The sequence below is a fragment of the Anaerolineae bacterium genome (assembly GCA_025062375.1).
Taxonomy (GTDB): domain Bacteria; phylum Chloroflexota; class Anaerolineae; order SpSt-600; family SpSt-600; genus SpSt-600.
Window position 1 is genome coordinate 21407 of sequence record JANXAG010000023.1, and the last position, 6120, is coordinate 27526.

At 56.5% G+C, this 6120-nt stretch carries 6 protein-coding genes; 3 read left to right on the forward strand and 3 right to left on the reverse strand.

The window, feature by feature from the left end; translation table 11 throughout:
- Nucleotides 1-36 precede the first annotated feature (36 nt).
- Genes NZ653_07065 through NZ653_07075 form a run of 3 tightly spaced genes read left to right on the forward strand, consistent with a single transcriptional unit; the run spans nucleotide 37 to nucleotide 2451 of the window.
- A complete protein-coding gene (locus tag NZ653_07065) occupies nucleotides 37-882 on the forward strand; it encodes an ABC transporter permease subunit (protein MCS7286874.1) in 846 nt (281 codons plus the stop codon).
- Nucleotide 883: 1 nt separating this feature from the next.
- Nucleotides 884-1669 (forward strand): ABC transporter permease, encoded by a 786-nt coding sequence (locus NZ653_07070; protein MCS7286875.1) that lies wholly within the window; start codon nucleotides 884-886, stop codon nucleotides 1667-1669.
- On the forward strand, nucleotides 1666-2451 hold the full coding sequence (locus NZ653_07075; protein ID MCS7286876.1) for an inositol monophosphatase: 786 nt from the start codon (nucleotides 1666-1668) through the stop codon (nucleotides 2449-2451). The genes NZ653_07070 and NZ653_07075 overlap by 4 nt, the downstream gene beginning before the upstream one ends.
- Before the next feature lie 84 nt (nucleotides 2452-2535).
- Here the strand turns inward: NZ653_07075 and NZ653_07080 are convergent, their stop codons facing one another.
- The 3 genes from NZ653_07080 to NZ653_07090 are packed head-to-tail and all read right to left on the reverse strand — an operon-like array spanning nucleotide 2536 to nucleotide 5631.
- Complete coding sequence (locus tag NZ653_07080; GenBank protein MCS7286877.1) at nucleotides 2536-3420, reverse strand: energy-coupling factor transporter transmembrane protein EcfT; 885 nt, start codon at nucleotides 3418-3420, stop codon at nucleotides 2536-2538.
- 24 nt (nucleotides 3421-3444) lie between these two features.
- A complete protein-coding gene (locus NZ653_07085; protein MCS7286878.1) occupies nucleotides 3445-3993 on the reverse strand; it encodes an ECF transporter S component in 549 nt (182 codons plus the stop codon).
- A gap of 18 nt (nucleotides 3994-4011) precedes the next feature.
- The gene (locus NZ653_07090) at nucleotides 4012-5631 is read right to left on the reverse strand and encodes an energy-coupling factor ABC transporter ATP-binding protein (protein ID MCS7286879.1); all 1620 of its coding nucleotides are present in this window, start codon (nucleotides 5629-5631) and stop codon (nucleotides 4012-4014) included.
- Nucleotides 5632-6120: the final 489 nt, after the last annotated feature.

Below are 6120 nucleotides of genomic sequence, written 5' to 3' on the forward strand. Positions count from 1 at the left end.
GTTCCCAGCCCCTGCGCCTCACTCAAAGGAGGGTAGATGAAGGCCCGTCGCTATATTACAGAATACCTGTTTCTGTTACCCTTCCTGGGGTTTCTCATGGTTTTTGAGCTCTACCCGCTCGTAAACATGGCAGTGCGCAGTTTCTTTGATGCTAACTCGGGGAATTTTACCTTTCAGAACTATATCAACCTTTTCACCCAGCCCCATTTCAGAACGGCTATCCGCAATAGCTTGCTTTTCGCCAGCGCCTGCAGTCTGGTGGGAGGGATTGGGGGGACTTTTGTGGGCTATATCGTCCCGCGGCTTCCTGCCCGATCCCGCAATTTGCTTCTTTCCCTTTACTCCCTTCCCCTGACTTTATCCGGCCTTGTGGTAGCTTTTGCCTTTATTGTGCTTCTTGGGCGCAACGGGATCCTTAACCTCATTGTGCAGCGAGCTTTCGGATTACCCCGGGATGTGTATTTCAATGTGTATTCGTGGTTAGGTCTCGTAGTAGTTTATTCTTTTTACCAAATCCCTCTCATGACTCTGACCATGGCCGCCGTTTTTGGGAATCTGGACCGCAGCCTGGTAGAGGCAGCCCGAAATCTGGGAGCACGCCCCTTCCAGGTCTGGCGCTATGTCATTATCCCGGTGTTAGCTCCGGGTTTTCTGGCCGGAATGAGTATCCAGTTTGCGGGGATGATGGGCGCTTTCGGCACAGTGCTGGCTCTGGTAGGAGGGGCCAAGAATTTGCTATCGGTGCAAATCTATTACCATGCGTCAGAATCCACCTACAATCTCCCCCAGGCCGGAGCCTTAGCCGTGGCCCTTATAACAATAACGGCAAGCGTGCTCTTCCTTCTGAATCGCCTTGAACGGTCCCTGAGGCCGGGAGGATGATATGATCCGTCGGTTGCTGGTGATTTTCCTTATCCTTTACATTATCGTGCCCCTTCTCATGCCCATTATCTTTTCTTTCAGCGTTTTCTGGCAGGACATTTTGCCCCAGGGGTTCACCCTGCGCTGGTATGCTGCCATCGTTACCAGGCCCAGAAATTTCTCTGCTCTCCTGAGCTCTCTTATAGTAGCCACCGGTGCAGTCCTTCTGAATTTCATCATATGTGTACCCGCTGCCTATGCCCTCAACCGCCTGGAGACCCCCGCTGGAAGGATGCTGCGCTCTCTTTCCAACGTCCTGCCCCTTATCTTTCCTCCGGTTATCATAGGCACGGCCCTGGTGCAGGCTTTTTCCCGTCCGCCTTTAGCCCTAACCGGCAGTCTCCCTATGGTCATCATCGCCCATGCCCTTATAGGCTTCCCCTTTATGTTTCGCAATACCTTGGCTAGCTTCCGCACCATTGATGAGCGTACCCTATCCGAAGCAGCAGCCAGTCTGGGGGCTAATCTCTGGCAGAGGCTGCGCTATGTCATCGTGCCCAATGTTTTTCCTGGCATCCTCGCGGGCGCTCTCCTGGTATTCGCTATGTCCATAGGCGAATTTGAAGTAACAAGCATGGTGGCTGGATTCACAGCCCAAACTTTGCCCCTCCAACTTTTCCAGCAGATCCGCAACGATATGCGCATCGCGAGCGCCATCTCCGCTTTCCTGGTATATGTGTCTGTCCTTTGTTTCCTGGGGATGACCTATCTTGGGGGACGCATCCACGGAGGTCCAGAACAGCGATGAAAGAATCCGAAATAGCCATTGCTGCCGCTTTAGCTGCCGGCCGGCTTATAAGAGAAGGGTTTGGAAGCCATCATAATGCTCAGTCTAAAGGGAGCGCCATAGATCTGGTCACTCCGATTGACCAGCAGGCCGAGGAACTCATCGTTTCCATCCTGCGCCAAGCTTTTCCGGCTTACGGGTTCCTGAGCGAAGAAAGCCCCCCAATCGCCGGAATCGCGGAAAAGTGCTGGATTATTGACCCCCTTGATGGCACTACCAACTATGCCCATGGCTATCCATTCTTTGCTGTATCCATTGCCCTGGTCCAGCAGGGCGAAATAGTTCTGGGAGTGGTCTACAATCCTGTAGCCGATGAACTTTTTGTGGCGGAGAGGGGAAAAGGGGCAACCCTCAACGGTTGTCCTATCCATGTATCCGGGACAAAAAAACTGGCCAGCAGCCTGCTGGCTTCCGGCTTCCCCTACGAGGCCTGGGAAACAGATGACGACAATACCACCGAGTGGAGGTATTTCCTCAAGCGGGTGGTTTCGCTGCGGTCGGATGGATCGGCGGCGCTGGACTTGTGCCACGTAGCCTGTGGCCGTCTGGATGGATACTGGGAGCTGGGTTTAGAGCCTTGGGACATGGCCGCTGGCAGCCTTATCGTCCAGGAGGCTGGGGGTCAGGTTACTGATCTAAAGGGTGGCCCCTTTAGCCTTTACGGACGAGAAATTTTAGCCAGCAACGGTCACATTCATCAGGAAATGGTAGAAGTTCTCCATCAGGCGCGCTTCAGGCGTTAACAGTCAACGATCACCTTCCCGCGATGTCCCGAGTTTTGCTGAGCACCCGGCGCGTCGTCTTCAAAGGTTTATGAGCTATAGTATTCAGAAACCAAACCACCGGAGGGCCCAATCGGGCACCCAGAAGCCCCCAATCCCCCAGAGGACCCGTACGAGGGTAGACACTATCAGCAGCAGCACGCTAAAGGCGATGAGGGCATAGTCCCGCGGTGTGTATCGCAACTCGTGAATCCAGGTGCGCGGGCGCAGGCCAAAACAACGCAGGTCCATTGCATTGATGATGTCCTCTGCTCCCACGATGGCGCTGATGGTGACCGGGACTATTAGGGGGGCCAGCTTCCGAATTTGGGCAATAGGCCCTCCCGTCAGTTTTTCCACTTCGTAGCCCCGGGCCCTTTGCGCGTCCAGTGTAATGCTGAAATCCCGCGCCAGCGTGGGCACAAAGCGGAAGGCCAGGTCAATGGAAAAAGCCACTTTGTCGGGCAGTCCCAGGCGACGGAAGGTAATCCCGTAGTGGTTGGGGTTAAAGGTGTAGGCAACGGGGATGAAGAGGATGGCAACAGTGAGCATTCGCACCATCTGAGCCACAGCAAATACCACTTTTTCTACCGTGATGGTGGGGTTAATCTCCCAGCTCACACCAGGAATGGTCCAACGGGCTTCCCAGAGGACGTGAGCTCTTCCGTGCAAGACTTCGGTTGGCCCTCCACGTCCCGTCAGGACAGTGTTGAGCCCGATTATGGCCACCACCAGGATCAGGACGAAAGTCCATATCCGGCGGGTCTCCTGCCATGTCAGCCGGCAGAGGAGATAGTAGGCGAGGGTTAGAGCAAAGAAGAAGAGCAGGAAGCGTAGATCCCAGAACTGGATAACGGAGAAAAGGACGGCCAGCATGAAGATCCAGCGAGCTCTTGGGTCCAACTTTTGGATAAGGGTATTCCGCTCCCGATAGCGCCACGAGACCAGCATTGGGCCCTCCGGCCAGCCTCACGGTTACCGTCCAGTGCGAGCGGTTATGGCGCTGTAAGCGACCATCAGGATGGGAACCAGGATGATGCCGTTTATGACATTCGTCAGGCCAGCGGGCAGGAAGTAACCGACGAGAGCCGTGCGAAGGTCTACTCCGGAGACCCAGATTTCCGAGAGGGAGGCCAGCAGCATTCCTACGATCGCGCCCAGAGCTGAGAAGACGTCAGCGATGGTTAAAGATCGGGTGCTGCGGAAATCCCGGATGAGGAGACCCGCGAAGCCCGGAATCAGCCCCATGATACCATTGCCCAGGTCCCACCAGAACCAGAAGCCCCAGCCGGAGAGGGCATCACCTATGATGTTGCCCAGAAAGCCGCTTATGAAGCCCACCCAGGGTCCGAAGGCGATGCCGAAGAACATCGGGATACATACGGCAGGGCGAAAGGCCACGTTGCCTGCGGCAGGGAGGGCCAGCATGTTGGTTGCGAAGGAGAGGACGCCGTAGAGGGCTGCTCCCAGCGCCGCAAAAACTACCTCGCGGGTTCCAAAGGCGTACCACTTTCTCTCCTGCATGGTAACCTCCTTTTTGGTTTAAAATTTTGCAACTGCATGAGCTAAGGCTTCTGCCCGCATGAAACGGCCCGTCCGCGGAAGGTGTTCCAGGTTCAGCCGCAGAAGCGATGTAGGCACAATCCGGCACTGGTGCAGACGGTCCAGATCCGCCAGAACTACTTCCGGTGGGCCGTCAGCGACGATTTCTCCTTCGGCCATCAGAATGACCCGGTTTGCATAACATATGGCCAGGTCCAGATCGTGGGTGATGAACAGGACCGCTGCTAAACCTGGCATTTGAAGGATAGAATCCATGAACGCCATGTAATTCCAGTAATCCTGGCCTGCTGTCGGCTCATCCATGATCAGGATACTGGAGCCCATCGTGAGGATGGCTGCTATGCTTACTCGCTTCTGTTGTCCGAAAGAGAGGGCCAGGGGCGGGTACTCCTCAAGCCCCCTGAGATTGACGATTTCCACCGCCCGAGCGATCCCCGCCGCAATTTTCCCTGGTGGGAAGCCCAGATTTTTCGGCCCGAAGGCCAGCTCTTCCCGCACGGTGGGGGCAAAGAGCATATGGCTCGGGCTCTGGAAAACATACCCGACGGTATGAGCGGTCTGAGCCACGCTCAGCTCCCGGGTATCTCGCCCTTCCACTAGTACCCGTCCCTGTCGGGGTTTCAGAAGTCCGATGGCATGTTTGGCCAGAGTCGTTTTTCCCGCGCCGTTCGGGCCCAGGAGAGCAATAATGTCTCCCCGATGGATAGTCAGATTAACGTTGCGGATAACCGGAGGCCCTTCTTCGTCGTAGGCGAAGGTCACATTCTCAAAGACGACGAGGGGCTCTCTGCCGTTGGGCCGGATGGCGGGCTCAAAGTTCGGTGGCGGTGCTTTCCGGGCCCACTGGAGGACCAGCGGAGCTGGCAGCTTGACCTGCCGGTAATCCACCACATCTGTCATCCCCTCTGGTGGGCCATCGTAGGTCACCTGTCCGTCCTGCAGGAAAAGGACGCGGTCGGGCCGGATGCTCAGGGCATCTTCCACCCGGTGCTCCACCAGCAGGATGCTGATCCCCTCATCGGCCAGACGGCGGAAAAGAGCCAGCGCCTCCCGTGCGCTGGCGGGGTCCAGGTTTGCTAGCGGCTCATCCAGCAGCAGAATTCGGGGCCGCATCGCCAGCACTCCGGCCAAGGCCACTTTTTGCTTCTCCCCGCCGGAAAGGTAAAAGGTCTCCCGGTTCCGGAGGTGGGAGATGCCCAGGTAGGCCAGAGCCTCGTCCACTCGTCTGAGGATTTCTAGTCGGGGCAAGCCCAGGTTTTCCAGCCCGAAGGCCACCTCGTTGAGGACGAAGCTTCCCACGATCTGCCGCTCTGGGTCCTGGAGGAGGGTTCCCACTTGCTGGGAGAGTTCGGCCATACTCATGGAGCGGGCATCGCGGCCGAAGACCAGAACCCGTCCCTGGAGTTCGCCCCGATAGGTGCGGGGGATAAGGCCGTTAATGCAACGGATAAGGGTGGTCTTTCCGCAGCCACTGGCCCCAGCCACCAGCACAATCTCCCCCGGCTTCAGGATGAAAGACACGTCCTGAAGGGCGGGCTCCGGACGGCCCCGATAGCGGAAAGTCAGATTCTCTACCACCAGGGGTAGCTCTCTGGACAAATACCCTCCTGCCTTTACCAGAGTCGCTAAATGAACCCGTAGTTTCCAGCAATATTATATACTTGCTCGGCGGAAGCAGCAACCGAGGCTGAATCAATTAATGCTGTTTGAATCTTGGTGACAAGAGGGCGCCAGCACCGGCAACCTACCCGGGAGTGGGGCCCTGGCCATGACAGGACGCTCAGGGCGGGTGGAAGCGGGAAACGGGTGAGGGTGCGAAAAAACGCGCCGTTTTGACAAAAATTCACTCTTGTAGTATAATGCCCCTTGAAAAAGGGGATGGGTTCCATGAGTCCTGTAACCAGCGTGTGGGCAAATTACTATTACTACTACTATTATGCCAGCCCGGTCGGGCCTGGCCTATGGCCACACGCTGGTTTGCCAGCCTGAGGCGTTCCGTTCCCTGCTCAAAGAAACCCGGCGTGGGGGCGGCCGGGCCCCCCCGGTGTTATTTTTAATTTGTTTGGGGGCATAAGAATTTGAGGGGGG